The sequence below is a fragment of the Micromonospora sp. NPDC048947 genome (assembly GCF_040649495.1).
In the GTDB taxonomy this organism is placed as follows: Bacteria; Actinomycetota; Actinomycetes; order Mycobacteriales; family Micromonosporaceae; genus Micromonospora; species Micromonospora alfalfae.
On record NZ_JBEZFO010000001.1, the window covers coordinates 543,156 to 568,357 of the forward strand.

At 68.9% G+C, this 25,202-nt stretch carries 19 protein-coding genes; 5 read left to right on the plus strand and 14 right to left on the minus strand.

Translation table 11 applies throughout. The annotated features are described in order from the left end of the window. Positions 1-44: 44 nt before the first annotated feature. Both AB0B98_RS02380 and AB0B98_RS02385 read right to left on the minus strand, forming a co-directional pair. Entirely contained in the window at positions 45-578 is a 534-nt protein-coding gene (locus tag AB0B98_RS02380; protein WP_357360223.1) for a hypothetical protein, read from the minus strand. A gap of 68 nt (positions 579-646) precedes the next feature. Beyond that, positions 647-1,348 carry a GAF and ANTAR domain-containing protein gene (locus AB0B98_RS02385; RefSeq protein ID WP_357360225.1) on the minus strand — a complete coding sequence of 234 codons (702 nt, stop codon included), beginning with the start codon at positions 1,346-1,348 and terminating at the stop codon, positions 647-649. A gap of 324 nt (positions 1,349-1,672) precedes the next feature. Here AB0B98_RS02385 and AB0B98_RS02390 point away from each other — a divergent pair, with 324 nt between their 5' ends. After that, entirely contained in the window at positions 1,673-2,383 is a 711-nt protein-coding gene (locus tag AB0B98_RS02390; RefSeq protein ID WP_357360227.1) for a DNA alkylation repair protein, read from the plus strand. On the opposite strand, the gene AB0B98_RS02395 is transcribed toward AB0B98_RS02390, so the two are convergent. Continuing rightward, positions 2,380-4,659: an LLM class flavin-dependent oxidoreductase gene (locus AB0B98_RS02395; RefSeq protein WP_357360229.1), complete on the minus strand. Its 2,280-nt coding sequence runs from the start codon at positions 4,657-4,659 to the stop codon at positions 2,380-2,382. The genes AB0B98_RS02390 and AB0B98_RS02395 overlap by 4 nt on opposite strands. Positions 4,660-4,803: 144 nt before the next feature. On the opposite strand from AB0B98_RS02395, the gene AB0B98_RS02400 reads away from it, so the two are divergent. After that, on the plus strand, positions 4,804-5,328 hold the full coding sequence (locus tag AB0B98_RS02400; protein ID WP_357360231.1) for a MarR family winged helix-turn-helix transcriptional regulator: 525 nt from the start codon (positions 4,804-4,806) through the stop codon (positions 5,326-5,328). 22 nt (positions 5,329-5,350) lie between these two features. On the opposite strand, the gene AB0B98_RS02405 is transcribed toward AB0B98_RS02400, so the two are convergent. Further along, positions 5,351-6,184, minus strand: a complete 834-nt coding sequence (locus AB0B98_RS02405; RefSeq protein WP_357360233.1) for an SAM-dependent methyltransferase — start codon at positions 6,182-6,184, stop codon at positions 5,351-5,353. 285 nt (positions 6,185-6,469) lie between these two features. On the opposite strand from AB0B98_RS02405, the gene AB0B98_RS02410 reads away from it, so the two are divergent. Next, the gene (locus AB0B98_RS02410) at positions 6,470-7,405 is read left to right on the plus strand and encodes a hypothetical protein (protein WP_357360235.1); all 936 of its coding nucleotides are present in this window, start codon (positions 6,470-6,472) and stop codon (positions 7,403-7,405) included. Between the two features lie 251 nt (positions 7,406-7,656). Further along, the gene (locus tag AB0B98_RS02415; RefSeq protein ID WP_357360569.1) at positions 7,657-9,291 is read left to right on the plus strand and encodes a cellulose binding domain-containing protein; all 1,635 of its coding nucleotides are present in this window, start codon (positions 7,657-7,659) and stop codon (positions 9,289-9,291) included. A 75-nt stretch (positions 9,292-9,366) separates the two neighbouring features. Here AB0B98_RS02415 and AB0B98_RS02420 read toward each other — a convergent pair whose 3' ends face one another. The 8 genes from AB0B98_RS02420 to AB0B98_RS02455 all read right to left on the minus strand — a co-directional run bounded on the left by AB0B98_RS02420 (position 9,367) and on the right by AB0B98_RS02455 (position 21,675). Next, positions 9,367-10,359 (minus strand): LacI family DNA-binding transcriptional regulator, encoded by a 993-nt coding sequence (locus AB0B98_RS02420; RefSeq protein ID WP_357360571.1) that lies wholly within the window; start codon positions 10,357-10,359, stop codon positions 9,367-9,369. Positions 10,360-10,471: 112 nt separating this feature from the next. After that, entirely contained in the window at positions 10,472-12,199 is a 1,728-nt protein-coding gene (locus AB0B98_RS02425; protein WP_357360237.1) for an IlvD/Edd family dehydratase, read from the minus strand. Positions 12,200-12,286: 87 nt separating this feature from the next. Next, on the minus strand, positions 12,287-13,171 hold the full coding sequence (locus tag AB0B98_RS02430; RefSeq protein WP_238667824.1) for a carbohydrate ABC transporter permease: 885 nt from the start codon (positions 13,169-13,171) through the stop codon (positions 12,287-12,289). Further along, positions 13,172-14,113: a sugar ABC transporter permease gene (locus tag AB0B98_RS02435; protein ID WP_238667825.1), complete on the minus strand. Its 942-nt coding sequence runs from the start codon at positions 14,111-14,113 to the stop codon at positions 13,172-13,174. It abuts the gene before it with no gap. A gap of 77 nt (positions 14,114-14,190) precedes the next feature. After that, entirely contained in the window at positions 14,191-15,531 is a 1,341-nt protein-coding gene (locus AB0B98_RS02440) for an extracellular solute-binding protein (RefSeq protein ID WP_357360240.1), read from the minus strand. Positions 15,532-15,635: 104 nt separating this feature from the next. Beyond that, positions 15,636-17,819, minus strand: a complete 2,184-nt coding sequence (locus AB0B98_RS02445; RefSeq protein ID WP_357360242.1) for an alpha/beta hydrolase-fold protein — start codon at positions 17,817-17,819, stop codon at positions 15,636-15,638. A gap of 171 nt (positions 17,820-17,990) precedes the next feature. Further along, positions 17,991-19,013, minus strand: coding sequence for a LacI family DNA-binding transcriptional regulator (locus AB0B98_RS02450; protein ID WP_357360244.1), 1,023 nt, complete (start codon positions 19,011-19,013; stop codon positions 17,991-17,993). Positions 19,014-19,302: 289 nt separating this feature from the next. After that, positions 19,303-21,675 carry a glycoside hydrolase family 3 N-terminal domain-containing protein gene (locus AB0B98_RS02455; protein WP_357360246.1) on the minus strand — a complete coding sequence of 791 codons (2,373 nt, stop codon included), beginning with the start codon at positions 21,673-21,675 and terminating at the stop codon, positions 19,303-19,305. Positions 21,676-22,057: 382 nt separating this feature from the next. On the opposite strand from AB0B98_RS02455, the gene AB0B98_RS02460 reads away from it, so the two are divergent. Then, positions 22,058-23,581 (plus strand): alpha-N-arabinofuranosidase, encoded by a 1,524-nt coding sequence (locus AB0B98_RS02460; RefSeq protein ID WP_357360248.1) that lies wholly within the window; start codon positions 22,058-22,060, stop codon positions 23,579-23,581. 122 nt (positions 23,582-23,703) lie between these two features. Here AB0B98_RS02460 and AB0B98_RS02465 read toward each other — a convergent pair whose 3' ends face one another. Then, positions 23,704-23,829, minus strand: coding sequence for a hypothetical protein (locus AB0B98_RS02465; protein WP_357360250.1), 126 nt, complete (start codon positions 23,827-23,829; stop codon positions 23,704-23,706). A 100-nt stretch (positions 23,830-23,929) separates the two neighbouring features. Further along, complete coding sequence (locus AB0B98_RS02470; RefSeq protein WP_357360252.1) at positions 23,930-25,132, minus strand: transposase; 1,203 nt, start codon at positions 25,130-25,132, stop codon at positions 23,930-23,932. Positions 25,133-25,202 lie beyond the last annotated feature (70 nt).

The following is a 25,202-nucleotide window of genomic DNA, read 5'->3' on the forward strand; positions in this document are numbered from 1 at the left end:
CCGGCCCCGCACGCAGCTACCGGAGCGTGGGCGCTCTTCGGCGGCTATGCCCGACCTGCTGCTGCCCGGGGCAGCGGACCGACGTCCGCGTGGCGACCGGGACGGAGCGCCGCGTGCCGCTGCCCGGGGCCAGCTCCGTCGCGGGCGGCGAGCACGTCGGCCACCGCTCCGGTGGCGAACGCGTAGATGGACTTGTGCAACACGTCGATGGCGAGCTCGGGGCGGGGCCAGGTCAGCGGAGGCGCCCCCACGCCGGTGGCGTTCTCCAGGATCTGGTCGTTGCTCAGGCGCGCCGCCGTGAACATCGTTGAGGCCCAGACACCGCGCAGCCCGACCTGCGCCATGACGCTGCGCAGCACGCCGACCAGCGCACCCTGGCCGTAGTGCATCGCCAGGTTCTGCCAGCGGGGCTGTTGCCCGGAGGATTCCGGCAGGCCGGTCAGCCTGGCCAGCACCCGGGCCGGCACGTAGGAGTCGGGCCGACCGGTCACCCGCTGTTCGATCTTCTCGGCGGCGGTCATCACCACCGCCCCGGCCAGGCCCGCCACCACTCCCTGCCACACCGCTCGCTTCAGCATGATGCAGCCCTACCCACCGACCAGGCACCCACACCCACGAGCGGGCACCGGGCCTGGGGCCCTGACTCTCAGCCCACCGCCTGGGCGACCAGGGCCTCGGCGACCTCACGCACCTTCCGGTTGGAGTCCTGGGAGATCTTCGACAGCAGCGCGAACGCCTCCTCCGACGAGCACCGTCGGCTCCCCATGATGATCCCTTTGGCCTGCTCGATCACCGCTCGGTTCCGCATCGCCTCCCGCATCTGCGCCGCCAGTGTGGCGGCGTTCTCGTACAGGTGCGCGTTGGCCAGTGCCACCGCCGCGTACGCGGCGAAGCCCTCCGCGTTGGCGATCGAGGACGGGTCGAACGCATTCGGCGAATCGCTGTAGACGTTGAGCGCGCCGACCACCGACCCCTGGATGGGAAGCCCGATGGAGAGGGAACTCTTCACCCCGGCGCCGCGAGCCCTCTCCGCCCATGCCGGCCAGCGCTCCTCGGTGGTCATGTCCGGCACGGAGATGGTGTCACCGCTGGCGGAGGCATCCAGGCAGGGACCCCGGTGCTGCTCGTACTGCCACTCGTCCAGTTCACGGGCCAGCTCGCCGGTGAATGCCCCGGTCCAACCGACCCGACCCCGCACCAGGGTGACAGTCACCTCTCTCGTCCCGGGAATGCTGCCCTTGGCGAGGTCGGCGATCCGGCGCAGCATGTCGTCGAGGCTGACCTCGTCGAGTCTGACCCGGCCCAGCTCGGCCAACGCGTCGGTGGGATCCATCGTCGGCTGCGTCATCGCAGTACGCCCTCCTCGATCGGCGTCCGCCGGAATGGAAGATTCCGGCACGGCCGGCACCACGTCGGATGTCGGCGCCTCCGCCCCCGGGCGGTCGTCAGCAGCCGTGGTCCTACCCCCTGAACCGCTCACTCACACCCTGCTGTCCGCCTGGTGGCCGGTGCTCCCGCCGATCAGCTCAAGCCGGTCGGGGTCGCGAATGTCCGGCCACGACGACTGTCGTTCGGTGACCCCGTCACACCGAGCCGGTGAACGGCTGACGTGGTAGGCGGAATGCTCGGACGCCTCCGCCGCGCCGGCTGAGCCCCGGTAGCGTCGACGGTCATGGCCACCAGCGTCGACGTGTCTCGGGCACTCGCCAGCCTCGCCGATCCACGTCGAGCCGAGGCGACGAGCCGGTTCCTCCAGATGGTGCCCGGTGGGTACGGCGAGGGCGACCGGGCCCTCGGTGTCTCAGTGCCCGATCAGCGCACGGTTGCCGGCAGGTTCTGGCGCGACCTCTCGCTGGCCGAGACGACGAGGTTGCTCACCGGGGGCGCGCACGAGGAGCGGTTGACGGCGCTGCTCATCCTGGTCCGGAAGTTCGGCACTGGCGACGAGCCGCAACGGGGTCAGATCTTCGACATCGTCCTGGGCAACACCGGCCGGATCAACAACTGGGACCTGGTGGACTCGTCCGCGCCGTACATCGTCGGCCCCTGGCTGATGGACCGGGACCGGAGCGTCCTGGACAGGCTGGCCGGGTCGAGCCTCGTGTGGGAGCGGCGCATCGCCATCATGGCGACCTTCGCCTTCATCAAGGCCGGTGACTTCGAGTGGACCTTCCGACTCGGCGACCGGCTCCTGCACGACCCGCACGACCTCGTCCGCAAGGCGGTGGGCTGGATGCTGCGCGAGGTGGGCAACCGGGACAGAGCGGCGGAGGAGGAGTTCCTCTCCCGCCGCTACCGGGTCATGCCCCGGGTCATGCTGCGGTACGCGATCGAGAAGTTCGAACCGCAGCGTCGCCGCGACTACCTGTCCGGTGCCCTCTAGGCGACCGGCTCAGCCGGCGGGATCGGGAAGTTCCGGTTGAAGACGTTGTCCGGGTCGTAGCTGGCCTTGATGGCGCGCAGCCGGCCGAGGGTGGGCTCGGGCCAGGCGTCCAGCAGCCGAGCTGGATCGGTGTCGCTCTCGAAGCTGAGATACAGGCCGTCGAGGTGCGGGTACAGCTCGTCCCACAGTTTGTCGAGGTGGGGCCGGCGGTCCGGGACCGTGGCGGCGAGTACCGAGAAGTTCTGCTCCCGGTGCGGGTAGGCGGTCGCGTCGCGGTCTACGTCGTTGACCGCCCCGCCGACGGATCGCAACTGCATGATCATCACGTCGCCGGAGTGGATCATGTTCTCCATGAGGTCGGCGGCCTGCGGTGTGACGTGGTGCAGCAGACCGCTGCGGGTGTCCTTCAGCCCCTGCCCCCGATGCTGGTTGCCCGGCGGCGCGACGATCGCCGGGTACGGCACGAGCTGCGCCTGCTGGTCGAGAATCGGTCCGATCTCCAGGAACGGGCTCAGGGCGGACTGTGCCGCCTCGACGTCCGCACCGGCGTAGACGAGGGTGACCTGGGCAGCCGGGGGGTTGCCACGGCGGCCGGGAAAGAGGGAGAGGAAGCTCGTCAACTCCCGGGGCGCGTCCTCGACCAGTTGGCCCCACCGGCGCAGCAGTCGGGCGGTGTCTGTCGCGTCCGCGACGAGCTGGGCGTAGACGACCTTATCGACCTCGTACGCCTCCAGCTCAAGCGCGGTGACCACACCGAAGTTCCCACCGGCGCCGCGGACGGCCCAGAACAGGTCGGGGTGATGCTCGTCGTCGACGCGGAGCAGCCGACCGTCCGCTGTGACGATCTCGGCGGCAACGACGTGATCGATGGTCAGGCCGTGTTTGCGCGCCAGGTATCCGACGCCGGCGGTGGTGGCAAGACCACCGACGCCCACGTCTCCGTAGTCGCCCGAGCTCATGGCCAGGCCGTACGGGGCAAGCGCCTGGGCCACGTCGCCCCACCGGGCACCCGGCTCCAGCCGCACCCGACGTGTCGCCCGGTCGAGCACCTCGACCTTCTTCATCCTGGACATGTCGATGACGACTCCCCCGTCGTTCGTCGACCGGCCGCTGATGCCGTGCCCGCCGCTGCGCACCGACAGCGGGACATCCTGCGTCCGGGCGTACGACACGGCGTCGACCACCTCGGCGGCGTTCCGCGGACGGATCACCAGGGCCGGCGAGCCGTGCCAGCTGTAGGTGTGGCGTACCCGCTCGTACTCCTGGTCACCGGGCTCGACGGACCTGTCGGCCAGCGACGGGGGCAGCGCGTCGTAGTCGAGGCCGGGGTGCCGCTCGGCCAGCGCGACGCTCGTGCGGACCGGCCCGACGCCGCCCTCACCCCCGGTGCGCTCCCTGGCGACCGCCTCCCGCAGCGCGGGGGCGATCTCCTGCCCGAGGGTCTGGATGAGGCGTGGGTCGTCGCGCCCGATCAGGAAGGTGCTGAACCCCTCCTCCAGGACCAGCGGAAGCAGTTGGTCGACCCACTGCTCGACGGGCCCCTGGAGGAAGCCGCTGCTGCGCGATGAGACGTCGACAGTGAACAGGTTGAGCAGCCGCCTGATCTCCCGGGGCTCGCGGCCCGCGGCGACGGCCGCCTCGTCGATGAGCCGGTTGGCGGTCACCCGGTCCGGAGATCGCAGGTATTCCAGCGTCGGCAGCCAGCCGTTGGCCTTCTGGCCGGTCAGGGCCAGCATCTTCGGCTGGTACGCGCCGAGCCAGATGTCGATGTCGTGTGCCGGCTTCGGGCCGCGCTGCATTCCGGGTACCGGGTAGTACTCCCCGTCCAGCCGCAGCGGTCCGGTGGCGGTGTCGTCCCAGACGCCGCGCAGGACGTCGATAGCCTCCCGCAGGGCCGCGACTCCCTGCCCCGCGGTCAGCCGACGTGCCCCCATGCCCTCGATCCCGTCCCAGAACGCGCCGGCGCCGAGGCCCAGTTCGAAACGGCCGTGCGACAACCGGTCCAGGCTCGCCGCGGCCCGGGCCAGCACGGCCGGCGGGCGCAGCGGCAGGCTGAGGACGTTCCCGGAGATCCGGAGCCGTTCCGTGCGGGCGGCGACCCAGCTCAGCAGGGTCCAGGTGTCGAGGAACTCCGCGTTGTACGGGTGGTCCTGGAAGGTGACCAGGTCCAGCCCTGCCGCCTCGGTCAGCTCGGCCAGCGCCACCACCTGATCCGGGTCGTGCACGCTGGGTGTCAGGAACGACCCAAACCGGAGTTCGTGCCCGTAGTCCGACATTGTCTCACCATCCACGCGATCGTTTGATCAACCCATGATGTTCTGTGCCTATCGTTTGTCAGACAACCTATCTTGGTCGCCAATCATTCCTGGGCTGTCGCGATGTCGGATGATGATCAACGCGCCGGCCACTAGCATCGGGACATGTCCGTGACCGATCCGTGCGAGCTGCCGGCCGACCGCAAGCGCGGCTCGAACTTCGGTTGGTCGCTGGGCATGGTGCTGCGCCGCTGGCAGGAGCGCGTCGAGGAGCTACTGAAGGACCTGCCGCACGGCAGTCGGGGTTACCACATCCTGGCCGTCGTCGTGCACGAGGAGGTGCCCACGCAGGGCGCCCTGGCCGCTCGCCTGGCCATCGACCGCAGCGTGCTGACCTACGTCATCGACGACCTGGCGAACGCCGGTCTCATCGAGCGCAGGCCCGACCCCCAGGACCGACGGGCCCGACGGGTGGTGGCCACCGAACGCGGACGCCAGACGCTCGCCGAGGCCGAGCGGCGGGTCACCCACGTCGAGGACCACGTCCTGGGCGGGTTACCCGAGCAGCAGCGCGAGGTCTTTCGTGACCTCGCCGCCCGGGCCGCCGAAGCGATCCACGCCGCCGCACCCGCCACGGACCCCTGCGTGGCGGTGCAGAGCGTCCTCCCGCCAGCCGACCAGACCGGCTGACCGTCAGTGCCGCGGGGCGGCGTCAGCGCTTGCGGCCCACCCCGCCGAAGGCATCGATGTCGGCAGGCGTGTCGACAGCGTCGTCCGGTCGCCACTGCGGGCACGGCACGACGCCGGGCTCGACCAGATCCAGGCCGTCGAAGAAGCCGGCGATCTCGTCGGGCGAGCGCAGAGTGTACGGAGTCGCGCCGCTGTCGTTGTAGTCGTCCTGCGCCTGCTGCATCTCGGCGCTGATCAGGCTCGTGCCGTCGTTCAGCGAGAGGTAACTGCCACTCGGCAGCGCCGCCACCAGCTGCCTGGTGACCGAACGGGCCGCCTCGTAGTCGGGCACGTGACCCATGACGCCACTGAGGATGAGACCAATCGGCTGCGCGAAGTCGAGCGTCTTGCCGGCCTCGGAGATGACAGCGGCCGGGTCGCGCAGGTCGCCGTCGATGTAGGCGGTCCTGCCCTCGGGCGTGCCCACCAGCAACGCGCGCGCGTGCACCAGCACCAGCGGGTCGCTGTCGACGTAGACGATCCGCGCGTCCGGGGCGATCCGTTGGGCCACCTCGTGCGTGTTGTTGGCGGTCGGCAGCCCGGTGCCGACGTCGAGGAACTGGCGGATGCCCGCGTCGGCAGCGAGGAACATGATCGAGCGGACCAGGAACTGTCGGGAGGCCCGCGCCACGTCGACGACGCCGGGGAAGAGCTGGCGATACTGGTCCCCGGCCTCGCGGTCGACAGCGAAGTTGTCCTTGCCACCGAGCCAGTAGTTCCAGATCCGCGCCGAATGCGGCACCGACGTGTCGATCTTCTGCTGCACGCCAGCCTCACCGGCCTCGGCCCGGCCGGTCGTCGGTGATTCCATGGTCATGACGAACTCCCCCGTGTCGAACGCGTACGCGACGTCGTCCCGGGACGGCCCAGTTCGAGGAAGTGGTCACCCGTGACCGTGCCACGGTATAGAAGGCCGAGGATTCACACCACACCCTGTCACTCCACAAGTGACATGACTGTCTGACGCACCCGCCATGCCGGAACCGCGCGCCCCTGTCCGGCTCTGTTCGGCGCACCCACGGTCCGGCCGTCCCTCCCGCGAGGGAACGCCTTCCCCCGTCAGCGGGGCCCGCCCACCGCGGGACGCCAGCAGGATCGGTGCATGACGACATCGACACAGATCATCGGACGGAGCCTCCATGGCCTGACGTACGCGGTGCTCGGCTGGGCCGTGGCATACGGGGGCGTGCGTCTGGCCTGGACGGTCGGCGAGGCTCCGGAGTTCGGGCGGCTCGGGTTCGACCTGCTCGGCTTCACCGGCTGGTGGTCGGTGGCGTTGTGCGCGGCCGCGGGCGGGCTGGCGGTTGCCCTGGACCGGGTGACGACCTGGCGGCCAGCGCTTGCGGGGCTCGCCTGGGCTGTCGCCGGAGCGCTGGTCGCGGCAGCCGCGATCCTGCTGCCGGAGCTGGTGGGCTTCCTGCTGTTCACCGTCGGCCCGTTCTTCGACCCGCTGGCGTTCGTCAGCCGGCTCGGTTGTGTCACCGGAGCGGTGCTGCTCGCTCTGGCCACCGCGCGTTACCAGCGGCGCACCCGGGGCGACTGTCCAGTCTGCTGCCGGACAGTTCGACCGGGTACGCGGCGCTCGGCGCCCGCGCGGTGGGCGCGCTGGGCCGCGTGGGCCGCTGTGGGCGGTCTGGTGACCCGCTTCGCGGCCCAGTTCGTGGTGGGGTTCGACCGCGTCGACCAGAGCGCCTCCCTGCTCGGGTTGGAGATCGGCCTGGTGCTGGCCGGAGTGCTGTTGCCACTGGCGCTGGCACACCACTGGGGTGAGGTCTGGCCGGAGTGGGTTCCGCTGCTCGCCGGGCGCACCATTCCTCGTCTGCTGCTGCTGGTGCCCGGCTTCGGGCTCGGCACCGGCATCGTGGCCTACTTCGGGATGGGGATCGTGCAGGTGACGTCGGGCTCGCACAGCGAGTTCTCCGACGCGTTCCTGTGGGTGGCGATGTCGGCGTACCTCGTCATGGGGGTGGGCCTGGTGATCGCGTCCACCGACTACCACCTGCGCACTCGCCGGCAGTGCGGCGCCTGCGGCCGGTGACGGCACCATCGCGCCCAGGCCGATTGCATTGACAGGATTCGTTATACGAATTAACTTTCTGAGTCAAGCACCTGGGAGCGCTCCCAACCCCCCACCGCACAACCCACCGCTGATCTCGCCGCAGACGAGCCCTCCCGAGGCGTGGATGCCACCACCATCTCAGGAGGAGTTTCGTGAGAAGAAGAGTGAAGAACGCCGCCCTGGTGTCGGCCGGCGCCGTCCTGCTGGCATCGGCAGCGGTCGCCGTGGCGATGCCAGCGGGGGCCGCCGCCGCCGGCTGTTCGGTCAAGTACAGCGTGTCGTCGCAGTGGCAGGGCGGCTTCGGCGCCAACGTCACCATCACCAATCTCGGCGACGCGGTGACGAGTTGGACGCTGACCTGGAACTACAACGCCGGCCAGACCGTCACGCAGGCGTGGAACACGACGTTGACGCAGAGCGGCACCGCTGTCACCGCCAAGAATGTCAGCTACAACGGGGCCATCGCGACCAACGGGACCGTCTCGTTCGGTTTCAACGGCTCGTGGACCGGCAGCAACCCCGATCCGACGATCTTCGCGTTGAACGGGGTGGGCTGCACCGGTGGCACCGAGACGACCCCGCCGCCGACCGACCCGCCGCCCACCGACCCGCCGCCCACCACCCCGCCGCCGACCGGGCCGGCGGACATCACGGTCAACAGCGCGACCAGGTACCAGACGGTCGACGGCTTCGGGGCCGCGCAGTCCATCTGGGGTAGTGCCTGGTCGACGACGGACACGCAGACACTGGTCGGGATGGGTGCCAACCAGCTGGGGCTCTCCATCGTGCGGACCGGCCTGTCGCCGGAATCCAGCGAGTGGGCGACGCACGTGAACTCGTTGAAGACGGCGAAGTCGTACGGATCCAACGTGAAGATCCTTGCCTCGCCGTGGACCGCGCCGGCGGCGTGGAAGACCAACAACAGCCGGGTCAACGGCGGCAAGCTGAAGACCGACTACTACGACGACTACGCCAACCATCTGAACAGCTACGTGCAGTACATGCGCGGCCAGGGCGTATCCATCGACGTCACCTCGGTGCAGAATGAGCCGGACTGGCACCCTGACTACGACTCGATGGACTGGAGCGGCACCGAGCTGCGCACCTTCGTGCGCGACCAGGGCACCAAGGTGCAGAACACCAAGCTGATGGTGGCCGAGGCGGTGAACATGAACTACAACTTCACCGATCCGACCCTCAACGACGCGACCGCCCGCAACAACATCGGCTACATCGGCGGGCACCTGTACGGCACCGAGGAGTCCGGTCGACTGCGGCCGTACTCGCTGGCGGAGCAGCACAACAAGCCGGTGTGGATGACCGAGTGGAACCTGCACGCCGCCGACGGCGGCGGCTCCAACATCTGGGGCAACCCCGCCAACACGGCGGTCTGGAACGAGACCCTCGACGACATCATGCGCACAGTGCACAAGTCGATGGAGGCCAACTGGAACGCCTACATCTGGTGGTACGGCAAGCGCTACTACTCGTTCATCGGTGACGGCGAGTCGGCGTTCGGCACCGTCGCTGGCGCTCCGCTCAAGCGCGGGTACGCCTTCTCGCAGTACGCGAAGTACGTCCGCCCCGGCTACCAGCGGGTCGCTCTGTCGAAGAGCTCGAAGGCCTCACCGCTGGAGGTGACCGCCTACCAGGGCGACGGGAAGATCACCCTGGTGATCCTCAACCGCTCGAACAGCGCGGTCAACAACGCCGTGATCCAGGCCCCGCAGAACGTCAGCCGGGCCGAGCACTATCTCACCTCGCAGAACGCCAACGCGGCCAGCCAGCCGACCAGCGTGAACGGCGGTCAGGCCACGATCAACGTCGGCGCCCGCAGCATCTCCACAGTGGTGTTCACCCTCTGAGCACCTGGACCATCGTCGTCTCGGGAGCCCCGGTCATCCACCGGGGCTCCCGCCCGATCGCGTAGCCAGCCCAGGTCAGCCGACGGTCCCGGCCGGCGGCGCCGTGCTCTGCCGCACCACGAGCTTGGGGACGACCAGCGGCAGACGCTGCGGCACCGTGTCGTCGATGGCCTGGGTGACGGCGGTGATGGCCCGCCGACCGACCGCGTCGAAGTCCTGCTGGATCGTCGTCAACGGCGGGATGAGGTAGGGCGCCTCGGGCACGTCGTCGAATCCGACGACGGAGATGTCGTGTGGCACCCGCCGCCCACGCTCGTGCAACCCACGCAGTACCCCGATGGCCATCTGGTCATTGGCGGCGAACACCGCAGTGGTCGCGCGCATCGCACCGATCCGCAGCCCGGCGGCGTAGCCGCTGTGCGCTCTCCAGTCCCCCTCGACCGGCTCCGGCGGGCGTAGGCCCGCGGAACTCATCGCCTGACGCCACCCTTCGAGGCGGGCGCGCGCCTCCGCCCAGTTGGGCGGACCGCTCACATGCACGATCTCTCGATGCCCGAGGTCGAGGAGGTGCTCGGTGGCCATCCGGGCGCCGAGCACCTGGTCGACGCCGACCGTCACGCTGGCCCTGGACAGATCGCCCTCCACGACGACGAAGGGGACACCCGAGCGCGTCATCCGCACCACCTCGAGGGCCTCATCGTTGCCGGCGATCATCACGACGCCCTCCACGCCGACGCGCATGAGGTGTTCGGTGGCGTCGCTGAGCGCCCGTACCGTCACCTCGGAGAGGCTCACCGAGGTGGCGAAGTAGCCGGCCGCGCGGGCGGCGTCCTCGACGCTGCGATGGATGCTTGTCGGGCCGAACAGCGTCCTGGCCGTGCCGATGATGCCGATCATTCCGGACCGTCCGCGCACCAGCGCGCGGGCGGCGGTGTTGGGGCGGTAGTCGAGTCGTCGGATGGCCTCCAGGACCCGCTCCCGCGTCTCGCGTCTGATGCTGGGTGCCCCGTTGATGACCCGGGACACCGTCTGGTGTGACACGCCCGCCAGGCGAGCGACGTCGGCCATGACCGGGGGCCGGTCAGCCGCTGTCACAGCGGCCTTTGCGTGAACTCGCACTGGCGGGCCGTCCGTTCTTCCATGGAATCAGTTTCTCGTGGACCTCGTCCGATCGTGGCCGTCAGTGTGAGTGACGGGGCACCGCGCTGCCGCTGCCACCGACAAGGAAGTCGAGGTCCGCGCCGCTGTCCGCCTGCAGGACGTGCTCGCTGTAGAGCCGTACCCAACCCCGGTCGGCCACCGGCTGCGGGGGTTGCCAGGCGGTGCGGCGTCGGGCCAGTTCGGCGTCGTCGACCAGGAGGTCCAGGCGGCGCGTCGAAACGTCGACGGAGAGCAGGTCGCCGGTGCGTACCAGCGCGAGCGGGCCGCCCACTGACGCCTCCGGTGCCACGTGCAGGATGCAGGTGCCGTAGCCGGTGCCGCTCATCCGGGCATCGGAGATCCGCACCATGTCCGTGATGCCGTCGGCGAGCAACCGTCGTGGCATGGGCACGTTGCCCACCTCCGGGAAGCCGGGGTAACCCCGTGGTCCGGCGTTGCGGACGACGATCACCGTGTCGGGGGTGACGTCGAGGTCCGGGTCGTCGGCGGCGACGACGTACTCCTCGATCCGATCGAAGACGAGCGCCGGGCCGGTGTGCGTGAGGAGGTGGGCGGAGGCGGCGGAGACTTTCAGCACCGCACCGGACGGCGCGAGCGAGCCGCGCAGCACCACGGTGCCCGAGCCGGCGGGCTGGAACGGCTCCTCCATGGTGCCGATGACGTCCCGGTTCCAGCACTGGGCGCCGTCGACGTTCTCCGCCACGCTTCTGCCGCTGACCGTGACGTGGTCCATGTGCAGCAGCGGGGCGAGTTCCTTCATGACCACCGGAAGGCCGCCCGCGTAGGCGAAGTCCTCCATCAGGTACGTCCCGGACGGCATGAGGTTGACGAGCATCGGCACGTCGGCGGTGAGGATGTCGAAGTCCTCCAGCGACAGGGGGACGCCGAGGCGTCCGGCGATCGCGAGCAGGTGTACGACGGCGTTGGTGGAACCGCCGATGGCGGCGTTGACCCGAACGGCGTTCTCGAACGCCTGCCTGGTGAGCACCGAGGACAACCGTTGGTCCTGTTCGACCATGGCGACGATCCGGCGTCCGGCGGCGTGCGCGAGCGCGTACCGCCGGGAGTCGACCGCCGGCACGGCGGCCGCCCCCGGCAGCTGCACGCCCAGCGCCTCGGTCACACAGGCCATCGTGGACGCGGTGCCCATCGTCATGCAGTGGCCTCGGCTGCGGGACATGCCGACCTCCGCCTCGGAGCAGTCGGCCGCGGTCATCCGACCGGCCCGCATCTCCTCGGTGAAGCGCCAGACGACGGTGCCGGAGCCGATGTCCTGGCCGCGGAACTTGCCGTTGAGCATCGGGCCGCCGGTCAGCATCAGGGTCGGCAGGTCGACGCTCGCCGCTCCCATCAGCAGGCCGGGGGTGGTCTTGTCACAGCCGGAGAGCAGGACCACCCCGTCGAGCGGGTTGGCGCGGACCGACTCTTCCAGCTCCATCGCCAGCAGGTTGCGGTAGAGCATGGTCGTGGGCCGCATCAGCGGCTCGCCCAGGCTCATCGCCGGGAACTCCAGCGGCAGGCCCCCGCTCTCCCACACGCCCCGCTTCACCGACTCGGCGAGGTCGCGCAGGTGGGCGTTGCAGGGTGTCAGCTCCGACCAGGTGGTGGCGATGCCGATCACCGGGCGACCGTCGAAGACGTCGTCGGCGAACCCCTGGTTGCGCATCCAGGATCGATGGATGAACCCGTTGCGACCTTCCGCACCGAACCACTCCCCGCTGCGCAGCGGTCGATTCGTCGTCGACATCAGCACACCTCTCTGTCATCCGTCCGGCCGCGTCCTGCGCGGCGATCAATGCGCGTGTGGTGGATTGGCTGGTGGCGTCGACGCGGCCTACCGGAGACCTCCGACGGAGAGGCCGCCGCGCCAGTGTCGTTGCAGGCTGAAGAACGCGATGATCAGCGGGATCACGGACACCAGGGAGCCCAGGATGATGAGGCTCCACAGCGAGGTGGTTCCCGCGTTGTTCGCGGACGCGATTCCCTGCCAGAGACCAAGACCGACGGTGACCGGGAAGAGCCTGTTGTCGGAGAGCATGGCCAGCGGCAGGAAGTAGTTGTTCCAGGACGCCACGGCCGACAGCAGCAGCACTGTGACCACCGCGGGACGCATCAGCGGAAGGGCGATCTGGAAGAACGTCCGCAGCTCCCCCGCACCGTCGACCCGCGCCGCGTCCAGGAGTTCGTCGGGCACCGCGTCGCGCGCGTACACGTGCATCAGGTAGACCCCGAACGGGTTGAGCAGCGACGGGAGGATCACCGCCCAGACCGTGTTCGTCAGGCCGAGCCGGGAGAACAGGATGAAGGTCGGGATGACCAGGGCGGTGGCGGGCACCATCAGCGCGCCGAGCACGACAGCGAAGCTGAAGCGTCGGGCGGCGAACCGGTACTTGGCGAACCCGTAGCCGGCCATCACCGCCAGGACTGTGGCGCCGACGCCGCCGGCGATGGCGTAGAGCGTGGAGTTGAGCATCCACCGCAGGTAGATGCCACCGTCGTAGGTGAAGAGCTGCCTGAGGTTGCCCAGGTAGTCGATCTGGTCGGTGAACCAGAGGGTGTTGCCGCCGCCGAACAGGCCCGGTGCGTCCTTGGAGCTGTTGACGATGACCCACCAGAACGGTACGAGGAAGTAGATCACCAGGAAGCCGAGCAGGATCTGCATCGGGAGATAGCGCTGCGGTCGGCGGGCGCCGGCGCGGACGCTGGTGTGGTCGGTCATCTACAGGAAGCTCCTCCGCTTGCGGGTGAAGAACAGGAAGGCGTACACGCAGATGAACACGACGCCGCCGAGGGCGAAGGAGATCGCCGACCCGTAGTTGAAGTTGGCGAGCGAGAACGCCTGTTGGTACGCGTACATGTTCGGGGTGAAGTCCGAGCCGATGGCGCCCGCAGCGAGGTATCGCAGGATCTGCGGTTCGTTGAAGAACTGCAGGGTGCCGATGAGCGAGAAGACCAGGATGAGGATCAGGGCGGGCGCGATCAGCGGGATCTTGATCCGGGTCGCGATCTGCCACCGTCCGGCGCCGTCCATCCGGGCCGCCTCGTAGAGCGTCGGGTCGACGCCCTGCAACGCCGCGTACAGGATGATCATGTAGTAGCCGGCCCACTGCCAGGTGACGACATTGAGCAGCCCGTAGAAGATCAGGTCGCTGCTCAGGAAGTCGGGCGCGGTGGCGCCGAACAGCCCGAAGATGTCGGTGAGCGGGCCGAAGCCCTTGCTGTAGAGGAACCCCCACATCACGGCCCCGATGACGGTGGGGATCGCGTACGGAAGAAAGATCATGAGGCGGGAGAAGCGAGCGAACGCCGTGGTCACCGCATCCAGGATGAGGGCCAGCGCGAGCGCGATGAGGATCTGCAGTGGGATCGAGACCAGCGAGAAGCGGATGACGAACCACACCCCGGACAGGAAGCTCGGGTCGGTGAACGCCTTCACGTAGTTGTCGAAGAGAACGAAGCTGGTGCCGCCGATCAGCTTCTTCTGAAAGAGACTGAGGTACAGCGCGTACGCCAGGGGTGCGATGAGGAACGCCAGGAACACGATCCCGAACGGCCCGACGAAGAGCCACCCCATCAGGTGTTCGCGGAGGTGCACCTTGCCACGGATCTTGCGCGTCTCAGGCTGAGGACGCGGTGCGCGCTTCTCGGTCAGGAGTGTCATCTTTGGTCTCCGGGACGTGGACGCTGAGGGGGGCGGGTGGGCCGGCCGGCCAGTGTCGACGCGGCCCACCCATCCGGTCACTGAACGGTGAAGCCTTGTTCCTTGGCGTACTTCGCCACGTCCTCCTGGAGCCGGTCGGCAGCCTGCGAACCGGTGACGGAGCCCTTGATGACCTCGCTGACCTGCTTTTCCATGGCGTCGAGGTAGTACTGGCCGAAGGGGGCGTACTGGACGCCCTGGTAGGCGTCGGCGGCGGGGACGTAAACCTCCTTGTTCGCCTGCTGGCCGCCGAAGAACGCCACCTTCAGGTCGACGAAGGCGGGATCCTTGAGCGCCGTGAGGTTCAGCGGGAAGATGATCTGGTTGGTCCAGCCGTCGGTGAGCGACTCCTTGTCGGCGTAGAGCCCGTAGGCGACCTTCGCGGCCAGCTCCGGCTTCTTCGCCTGCTTGGTCACCGAGAACGCCGACCCGCCCCAGTTCACCTGCACCGGGTTGGCCAGGTCCCACTGCGGCAGCGGGGCCACAGCGAACTTGCCGGTGTCCTGGCCCTTGCCGACGCCCGCGCCGGTGAGGTAGCCGGGTGCCCACGCCGCCGAGATGTACGTCGCGTAGTTGCCGTTGATCACGCCGGAGATGTACTCCGGGGTGAACTGGTTCTGCGTGCCGACCAGGCCCTTCTTCGCCAGGCCACCCCAGTAGTCCAGCACGTCCTTGGACGCCTGGTCGTTGAGCTTCACACCGATGGCGTTCGACTGCGCCGGATCGGAGGTGAAGGGCGTGGCGCCCTTCTGGATCTGCAGCGCCATCAGGACCGCCGGGACGTTCGCGCCGAAGTCCCCGAAGAGCGGACCGCCGGCGTCCTTGACCTTCTGCGCGGCCTGCTCGTACTCGGCCCAGGTCTTCGGCGGCGTGATCTTGTACTTGTCGAAGATGTCCTTGCGGTAGATCATCGCCACCGGACCGCCGTCGACAGGGACGCCGTAGACCTTGTCGCCGACCGACACGTCCTTCCAGGCGCCGTCGCTGTAGTTGGCCTTGACGGCGTCGAAGCCGTACTGCTTGATGTCGACGAGCGCGCCCTGGATCTGGAACGTCGGGATCCGGTCCGCCTCGACCATGATCACGTCGGGTGCGCCGGTGCCCGCCGAGATGGCGGTCTGAAACTTGTCGTACTCGTCGCTGCCCTGGCCGACGTTGGTCCAGCAGACCTGCACATCGTCGTGCTGCTTGTTGAAGTTGTCGACGACGAGTTGAGTGTTGGGGTACCAGCCCCACATCGTCACGACCGGCACGTTCTGCTTGGTGATGGTGTTCGTGCAATTGCTCGCGTCGCTGCCGCCCTCGTCGGAGGAGCAGGCGACGAGGCCGGTCCCCGCCGCGAGCATGGCTACCGTGGCGAGTATTCGTCTTCTCTTCATTGAGATGGTTCCCTTCGGCGATGGCGGTGCACTGCATCCATGCGCTGGCGGGCGCCACCGGGGGCAGGAAGCCCTGCTCCCGGTGGCGTCGCCGACGACGGCTCCTAGCGCTTGAACAGACGGGGCGCCAGGTCGATGAGGTTCTTCTGCCACACGTCCCAGCCGTGCGGCCCGGGGGTGACCCCGTCGAACTCGTAGCGGATACCGAGGTTGTCCAACGTGGTCAGCGATGCCATGAAGCTCGGGTACACGAAGTCGGTCTGGTCACCGACGTAGAGGCGCAGCATCTTGGTGCCGTCGTTGATCGCCGCCACGTCGACGCCGGTGCCGCTGCCGAAACCGGCCGAGAACGCGGCGACGTAGGCGAACTCGCCCGGGTAGGCCCGCAGCACCCCGAACGCCTGCCCGCCGCCCATCGACAGGCCGGCGAGGGCCTGCTGCGACGGATCGCTGGAGATGTTGTAGCGGGTACGGGCCGTCGGAACGATGTTCTCCCGCAACTCACTGTTGAAGTTCGACGAGTTGCCGTTGCCCATCACGACAACCATCGGCGTGAGGTCGCCGTCGAGGAACTGGTTGTCGAGGATCTGCTTGGCACGGCCCATCTCGACCCAGTCCGTGTAGTTCTGGCCACCGCCGTGCTGGAGGTAGAGGACGGGGTACGGCTGCGCCCGGTTCGGGTCGTACCCCGGTGGGGTCCAGACCAGCGCGGTCCGGTCCTGGCCGGCCACCGTGCTGGTGTAGGTCATGCTCTCGACGGTTCCGCCCCGACCGGCGGGCACGTCCGCGAGCAGTCGGGCACCAGGCCCGGGAATGAAGAAGGTGCTCCACGTCGGCTCGGTGGTGACTCTCGTCGGGTTCGAGGCGTCCTTGACCGCGACCCGGTCCACGATCAGCCGGTAGTAGTAGAACCAGGGCTTCAGCGGGCCCACTGTTGCCCGCCACCGGTCACCGTCGCGGGTCAGTGGCAGTCGCAGCCAACTGCCGCCCGGCGCAACGTTCGCCCAGACGGTGACGTGCTGAGCGTCAGCGAAGTCCGTGGTGGTCTCGAAGGTGACGAACCCGTCCTCGGTGACGAAGGGCGTCGGGGTGGTGCCGGCCGGTGGCGGGTTGAACTCGCCCTTGAACTGCGTGTGACCGGGACTCGGCCCGTGGTCGGCCACGTGCCGGAACAACCGCGGCGCGAAGTCGACGAGGTTCTCCTGCCAGGTGGTCCAGGTCGCGCCGCCATCGGGGTTGACCCCGTCGAACTCGAACCGGACGTCGGCGCGGCCCAGCGCCTTCGTCAGCCGGTAGGTGGGGTTGTGAGCGGGATCGGTGACGTTGCCGGTGTACAGGCGGAGCAGCTTGACGCCGCGGTTGATCGCCTTGGCGTCCTTCCGGTCGATCGTCGGAGCCGACGTGCCGGAGAACCAACCGACGTAACCGAACTGGCCCGGCCTGGTGAGCGCGGCCCGCAACGCCTGCGTGGCGCCGTCGGACACACCCGCGATCGCCTGGTGCGCCGGATCGCGAAGCACCCGATAGTTGTCGGTGACCGCCTTCCGGAGGTCCTTCAACTCCTTGTCGTCCGAGGCGTCGGCGTTGTTGAGCACCACCACCATCGGGCTCATGGCGCCCGCGGCCGAGAGGTTGTCGAGGATCTGCTTGGATCGGCCGAGATCGAGCCAGTCGGTGGCGGCCACACCGTCACCCGACTGCAGGAAGAGCGCCGGGTATCCCTTGGAGCCCTTGGCCGCGTAACCCGGCGGCGTCCAGACCACTGCGGAGCGCTGCGCGTTCCTGGTCCGGTAGGTCAGCGTCTCGATCTTCCCGCCGGTGCCGGCCGGCGCGTCGAGCAGCCACCGGGCCGAGTCACCCGCGATGAAGAAGGTGCTCAGGAGCGGGTTGGACGCGACACCAGTGCTGTTCGTCGGGTCCTTGATGGTCAAGGTGTCGTCGGCCGTGAGCTGGTAGTTGTACAGCCCGGGCTCCAGGGCGCCGAGAACACCCGACCACACGTCACCCCGGCGGGTCAGACCGAACTCCGCCCAACTGGCCGACGGCCCGAAGTTTCCCTCCACGACGACCTGCGAGACGGTGCCCAGGTTCTCCTGGACGTACGCCGCCGGGACGGCGAACGTGGCGTAGCGGTCCGCGGACACGTCCAGCCACGGCGTGTCCGCCGCGGCCGGTTGCGGCGCGATGAGCACCGCCGCGGTGGCGATGACCCCGGCGGTGAACGCCGCCGAGAGCCGCCGGCGTACGCCCAGACGGCGTGAACGCCCGTGATACTGTTCGGTAGTCACACTCCACTCCTTTCGTGTGCCGGCAGCGGATGCGACCCGACTGACCGGCTCAACTCACCTGTGGATCTGGCCGTGTGTGCTGCGTGCACCTCCTTCGGGCTGCTGCCACTGGCACACCTGACCTGATCGCTCTGTCGGGAGCGACCAGGCTCGTGCACCAATGGGCTGATGTCATGGTCGTGGCGCGCTCTTCGGTGGCGCGGTGGAGTCGCGCACGACGAGGCTGGTCGGAAGCACGATCTGGCCCGGCTCGTCCCACTCGCCGGTCACCAGTGACTTCAGCATCCGCGCGGCTTCGTACCCGAGCTGATACATCGACTGGTCCACTGTGGTCAGGCCCGGCCGGGTCAACGCCGACTCGGGGATGTTGTCGAACCCCACGACGGACAGGTCCCCCGGCACCGAGAACCCCAGTTCCCTGGCGACCACCAGAACCTTGAAGGCCATCCCGTCGCTCGCCGCGAAGATCGCCGATGGTGGGTCCGGTCGTTGCAGCAGGACGCGGGCCAGCGGAGTCGCCGACTCGGGGTTGAAATCTCCTCGGCCGATCAGTGTCGGGTCGACCGGAACCCCGGCGGTGGTCAGCGCGGCCCGGTATCCCTCCTCCCGCGACCAGGCCGAGGCCAGGCTGTCGCGGCCGGCGATGAACCCGATGCGCCGATGGCCCAGGCCGAGCAGGTGCTCGACCGCCGTGGTGGCGCCAGCGAGGTTGTCGGAAATCACCGAGGGTGCCGTCGAGCCCCGCACCGGGTCGATGGCCACGACCGGCGTCCGGCTCCGGACCTCGCCCCAGGGCGTGACGACGATGCACCCGTCGGTGAGGGTGCCCGACAGCCGGGTCAGGTGCCGCTGCTCCCAACCCTCCGAATACGACCCGTAGAGGTCGCTGTTGGCGTAGATGATCAGATCGAAGCCCGAGCGGCTCAGCGCCTTCATCACGCCCTTGAGCACTTCCGCCGTGTACGACTGGAAGCTGTGCGCCACCAGGCCCAGAACGTTGGTGCGGCTGCGCCGAAGGCTGGTGGCCACCAGGCTCGACTCGTAGCCGAGCTGCTCGATGGCGGAGCGCACCTGAGCGACTGTGCGAGCGCTGACGCCGTAATGCCCGTTGACGACGCGCGAGACCGTGGCGGTGGAAACGCCGGCAGCTCGGGCGACATCACTCATTGTCACCGGTGCATTGACTTCAATCATGCCGCTCTCTCTGGACTGCAATCGTTATCGGTTACGTTTCCAGGATGTTGCAAACGTAACTGAGAACGATTACGAACACAAGACCTCTTCGTCCTTACCCGACCATCGAGAAGAACGTCCCAACTGGACACTCCCGAGGGCGGGATTGACGCTCGGACGCCGTTGCGGATAACGCAATCGGCATCCTCTGCCGGGGTTCAGAGTGGGGCTCGATTTCCGCGTTGGTGCTACCCGTTGACAACAGGACGGCACACTCCGTCAAGAACCATTCCCCGACCCGGGTGAACGATCACAGTTGCCGAACTTCAACGATCCCGGTAAAGACCTTCGGCGTCGGCCGGTCCCGGTCCACACTGATGACAAAGGTGCCGGCATGGGTATGGTCGACAGCCGAGAAGCCGACGTACACCTCGATCTGCCCTGCCTCCACCGCGTACGCCATGCTCCGGTCGTAGAAACCGAGCTGGCCGGTGGGGAGCGCGAACCGTACCGCCAGCCGCTGGCCGGCGGCGGCCTCGACGCGGACGAAGGCCTTCAGCTCCAGCACCGGCCGGGTGATCGTGGCCTGCGGGTCGCGGACGTAGAGCTGCACCACCTGCTCCCCCGCCCGGTGTCCGGTGTTGGTGACAGTGATCTCGACACCGACGCTGTCCCCGGCGCGGACCTCGGCGCTCTCCACCGTGGCGTCCTCGATAACGAACGAGGTGTACCCGAGGCCGTGGCCGAAGGCGTATCGCGGGGCGACCGGCGAGTCCACGTAGTCGCCGTGCCAGTGTGACCGCCCGCCGGACACCTTGTGGCCGTAGAAGACGGGGATCTGGCCCACGCCGCGGGGGTACGAGATCGGCAGCCTTCCGCTCGGGTTCACAGCACCGAGGAGCACCTCGGCGATCGCCTGCGCCCCGGTCTCCCCCGGCAACCAGGCCATCAGCACGGCGGCGCACTCCTCGTGCAGGAAGTCACTGCCGACGGGTCGGCCGGCGACGAGCACCGCAACGACGGGCGTGCCGGTGGCGACGACGGCACGCAGCAGCTCTTCCTGCACGCCCGGCAGGTCCAGACTGGACCGGTCCCGCGACTCCCCCGTGGTGGCCTCGCGCGTCACTCCCGAGCGGTCCCCCACGACCAGCACCGCGACGTCTGCCGCCGCGGCGACCGCTACCGCCTCGGCGAACCCCTCGGTCGACGGATCGAGCACGTCGCAGCCCGGGGCGAAGCGCAGCCGGTCGCCCAGCCGCGCCGCGAGTTCGTCACGCACCGTCGGCACACCGTCGGTGCTCTCGTCGATCTCCAGATCATCCGGGATCGTCATCATCTCGCCGAGCAGGCCACGCCGCTTACGCGCCGCGGCCAACGCCTCGATGTGGGCCGCGAACGAGTAGTCACCGAGCAGGTGTCGGGCGTCGTCGGCGTTCGGGCCGATGAGCGCGACAGTTCCGGCTTCCCCGAGCAGCGGCAGGACGCCGTCGTTCTTGAGCAGGACGAGGCTGCGGCGGGCGATCTCCAGCGCCACGTCCCGGTGCCGCTCGGCGTTGGCCGTCGCAGCGGCCGCTTCCTCGTCGACGTACGGGTTCTCGAAGAGCCCGAGTTCGACCTTGTGCCGAAGGATCCGTCCGACAGCCTCGTCGAGCTGGGCCTCGCTGACCTCGCCGGCGTCCAGGGCGCGGGTGAGGGCATCCGCGTACGCGTCCGTCGCCGGAAGCTCGACGTCCACGCCCGCGCCGAGGCCCACCGTCGCGGCCTGCTGCTTGTCCTGCGCGAAGTGGTGGTACGAGTGGAGGTCGTTGACGGCGAAGTAGTCGGAGACCACGCTGCCCGTGAAGCCCCACTGCCCACGCAGGACGTCGGCGAGGAGCTCCTGGTTGGCATGGCACGGGACGCCGTCGAGTTCGTGGTAGCCGGCCATCACCGACTGGAGCCCGCCGTCGCGGACCGCCGCCTCGAACGGGTACAGGTACACCTCGCGCAGCAGACGCGGCGGCAGGTGGGCCGGCGCCCAGTTCAGCCCACCCTCGGACGCCCCGTAGCCGACGAAGTGCTTGGCGGTGGCGAGGACGCCGTCGGTCAGGTCGGTGCCCTGCAGGCCCCGGACGAACGCCACGCCCATCCGGGACACCAGGTACGGGTCCTCGCCGTAGGTCTCCTCCGTCCGGCCCCACCGTGGGTCGCGCACCACGTCCAGCACCGGCGAGAGCCCCTGGTGGCTTCCCATGGCGCGCATCTGTGCGCGAACGGTGTCGGCCAGCTGCCGGTTGAGCTCCGGCGCCCAGGTGCTCGCGACGCCGATCGCCTGCGGGAAGATGGTCGCCTCGCGGGCCATGACCCCCGAGCAGACCTCCTCGTGCACTATGGCCGGGATCCCCAGCCGGGTCTCGCTGACCAGGAAGCGCTGGATCGCGTTGGCGGCCCGCGCCACCTGCGCCGCCTTCAGGCTGGTCGCGCCCGCGACGCGGGTCACGTGCCCCAGGCCGTGTCGAAGGATCGGCCGGGCCCGCTCCGCCGCGAACCGTCCACCCTCCAGCACTGTGAACGCCCACGTGCTGCCGAGTTGCGCGAGCTTCTCCTCGCGGGTCATCCGGGTCAGCAGATCCGACACCCGTTGGTCGACGGGCGCTGTCGCATCCGCGTAGGTCGCCTCGATCTCCGGCTCAACGGTTGTCACCCGGTCACCCCAATCACCGCGACAAGCTGGTCTTTCGGCCTCGTCGGTCACCACGCCGCCGGCGTCTGGACGCGCGCTGCGGAGGACGCCAGGGAAGCGGTGGCGGCGAGGCGGGTGGGAGCGGACACCCGGTCAGCTGGGGCGGCATGGCCGTGGGGCCGTGCCAGCCGGACATTGATCCAGGTGCCGTGTTCCCTTACGTAAACGTAATCGGTAACGTTTACATAGATCGAGAACGTAATCGAAGACGATCACGTTGTCCAGAGCTCACACCGCCTCCACCACCCCTCGGTCCCGGCGCTCGGGCACAGACCTTCGCGTCGGACCCGCACGAAGGGAGCCAGCCCTGAACACCCACCACGACAGCGCGCCGGAGAACGTCGTGAACACGGCACGCCTGACCCTGGACCCCCGCCGACGCGTCGCACCGGTGCCGCGTCGGCTCTTCGGCTCGTTCGTGGAGCACCTGGGTCGCTGCGTCTACAACGGGATCTACGAGCCGGGACACCCGACGGCCGACGCCGACGGCTTCCGGGGCGACGTCCTTGAGCTGGTGCGCGAGTTGGGCGTCACCACGGTCCGCTATCCCGGCGGCAACTTCGTCTCCTCCTACCGCTGGGAGGACGGCGTTGGCCCCGTCGACAAACGACCGGCGAGGCTCGACCTCGCCTGGCACAGCCTGGAGACCAACGCATTCGGGCTCGACGAGTTCATGCGCTGGGTCGGCAAGGCCGGCGTGGATCCGATCATGGCGGTCAACCTCGGCACCCGTGGCACCGCCGAGGCCGTCGACCTGCTCGAGTACGCCAATCACCGCGGTGGGAGCCACCTCGCCGACCAGCGCCGCGACAACGGCGCTGTCGATCCGTACGGGATCAAACTGTGGTGTCTGGGCAACGAGATGGACGGCCCGTGGCAGGTGGGCCAGCGCAGCGCTACCGAGTACGGGCGGCTCGCGGCGCAGACCGCGAAGGCCATGCGTCGCTTCGATCCCGATCTCGAACTCGTCGCCTGCGGCTCCTCACACCTCGGAATGCCGACCTTCGGCAGCTGGGAGCGCGACGTGCTCACCGAGGCGTACGACGACGTCGACCTGATCTCGCTGCACGCGTACTACCAGCCGGTCGACGACGACCTGGCCAGCTTCCTCGCCTCGGCCGAGGACATGGACAGGTACATCGACGCCGTCACCGCCATCGCCGACTCGGTCGGAGCGATCCGCCGGTCCACCAAGAAGATCATGATCGCGTTCGACGAGTGGAACGTCTGGTACCAGTCCGCCGCCCCGTCCACGCCCCCGAGCGGCGAGGACTGGCCTGTCGCGCCGGCCCTGCTAGAGGACCACTACAGCGTGGCCGACGCGGTCGTCGTCGGCGGCCTGCTCATCAGCCTGCTCCGGCACAGCGACCGGGTGAGCGCGGCCTGCCAGGCCCAACTGGTGAACGTCATCGCACCGATCATGACCGAGACGGGCGGCTCGGCCTGGCGGCAGACCATCTTCCACCCCTTCGCCCGCACCGCCCGGCACGCTCAGGGCACAGTGTTGGACGTGCTGCGCGAGGGCAGCACGACGACCACCGACCGCTACGGTGAGGTCGACGCTGTCGACGCGGTCTCCACCTGGGACGACGCCACCGGGGAGATGACCGTCTTCCTCGTCAACCGCGCCCTCGACACTCCGGCCGAGGTGACAATCGACGTCGCCGGCGCGCAGGTCAGCCACATCATCGAGTGCGTCACCGTCGGCGGCACCGACCTGCACGCCAAGAACACGGCCGACGGCCCGGACCACGCCGCGCCGCGCCCCAACGGCACGGCACGCGGCACCGACGCCAGCGTCCAGCTCACTCTCGCGCCGGCGTCCTGGACCATGCTGCGACTGAGCGCCACCGACACGACGCAGTGACCGGCTGACGAACCGCCGGCCCTGCGGACCGGGACGTGCCCCGGCCGCGCACACCCTGGCTATCACCAGGGGTGCGCGGCCGGGGCTTCCCCACCACAGGGAGTACGGCGTCGAGCCCGTTGTTACCGGGCGTCGACCGGGGAGCTGTGGGAGTCGTTGAAGAGCTTGTCGCCCTGGTAGCGGGCGACCACCGGCGCGTTCAGCTCACCATGGACGGTCTTCTTCAGCCGGGCGACGCCGTGGTGCACCGGGGCCGACCCGAGGTGCGTGTCACCCGCGTAGAAAGTCGACAGTCGTGGGTGAACGCTTGACGCCCTCTCTGCCCTGGAGGGCGGAGATTCCGGTCTGCTACGCCCCCGAAGGGGCAAGCTCCCGGCGGGTTACCGCTTCCCTGCGCGGTGCCGGCACGGGTGCCGGTCTTACCTGCGCTCCACGGTCGTTGAGGTCCGCCCGTCCGGCGGCCCTGATGTTCTTGGCGGCGTTCACGTCTCGGTCGTGCAGGCTGCCGCATGGGCAGCCCCACGTCCGGACGTTGAGCGCCATCTTGTCGTTGATCCGGCCGCAGTCCGAGCACATGCGGGTCGACGGGAAGAACCGATCTACCCGGGCGAAGGTGCGCCCGTGCCGGGCGGCCTTGTACTCCAGCATGGCCGCGAACTGCGACCATCCGGCGTCGTGCACCGACTTCGCCAACCGTGTCCGGGCGAGACCGGTCACGCACAGGTCCTCGACGAACACCGCTTGGTTGTCGCGGATGATCTGCGTCGAAAGCTTGTGCTGCCAGTCCCGCCGGGTGTCGGCCACCTTCGCGTGCGCCCGGGCGACCTTCCGGACGGCCTTCTTGCGGTTGTTGCTGCCCCGCTGCTTACGGGACAAGCCCTGCTGCAACCGGCGCAGCTTGCGGGCTGCACGGCGCAGGAACTTCGGCGCGCTCACCTTCGTCCCGTCGGACATCACGGCGAAGTGCGTCAACCCCAAGTCGATGCCGACCTCCGACTCCAGCTCAGGCAACGACTGGTCGGCGGTCTGCACCACGAACGAGGCGAAGTGCCGACCGGCGGCGTCTCGGACCACGGTCACCGACGTCGGCGCGGCCGGCAACTCCCGCGACCAACGGACTTCCAGGTCGCCGATCTTCGGCAGCCGCAGTCGACCGTTGTCGAGGACCTTGAACCGGGCGTTGGCGGTGAACCGGACGGCCTGCCGGCTGTCCTTACGGGACCGGAACCGGGGAGCGGCGACCTTGCGACCCTTGCGCTTGCCCGACAGCGAGGCGAAGAAGGTGCGGTAGGCCTTGTTCAGGTCCGCAAGGGCCTGCTGCAACACCACCGACGACACCTCGCCCAGCCACGCCCGCTCAGGGGTCAACTTGGCCACGGTGACCCGCTTGGACAGCTCGGCGTCCGTCGGGTACGGCAGGCCAGCCTCGTGCGCTTCCTGTCGCACGCGCAGCCCGTCGTTGAACACCACCCGCGCGCACCCGAACGCCTTCGCCAGCGCCTCACGCTGGGCGCCATCCGGGTAAAGCCGGTAGTTGTACCGGAGCTGCACACGTCGAGTCTAGCGTTGGTCTATGGCTGATCTCGGAGACGTCCGCACTGGTAGACGGTCGGGCCCAGGG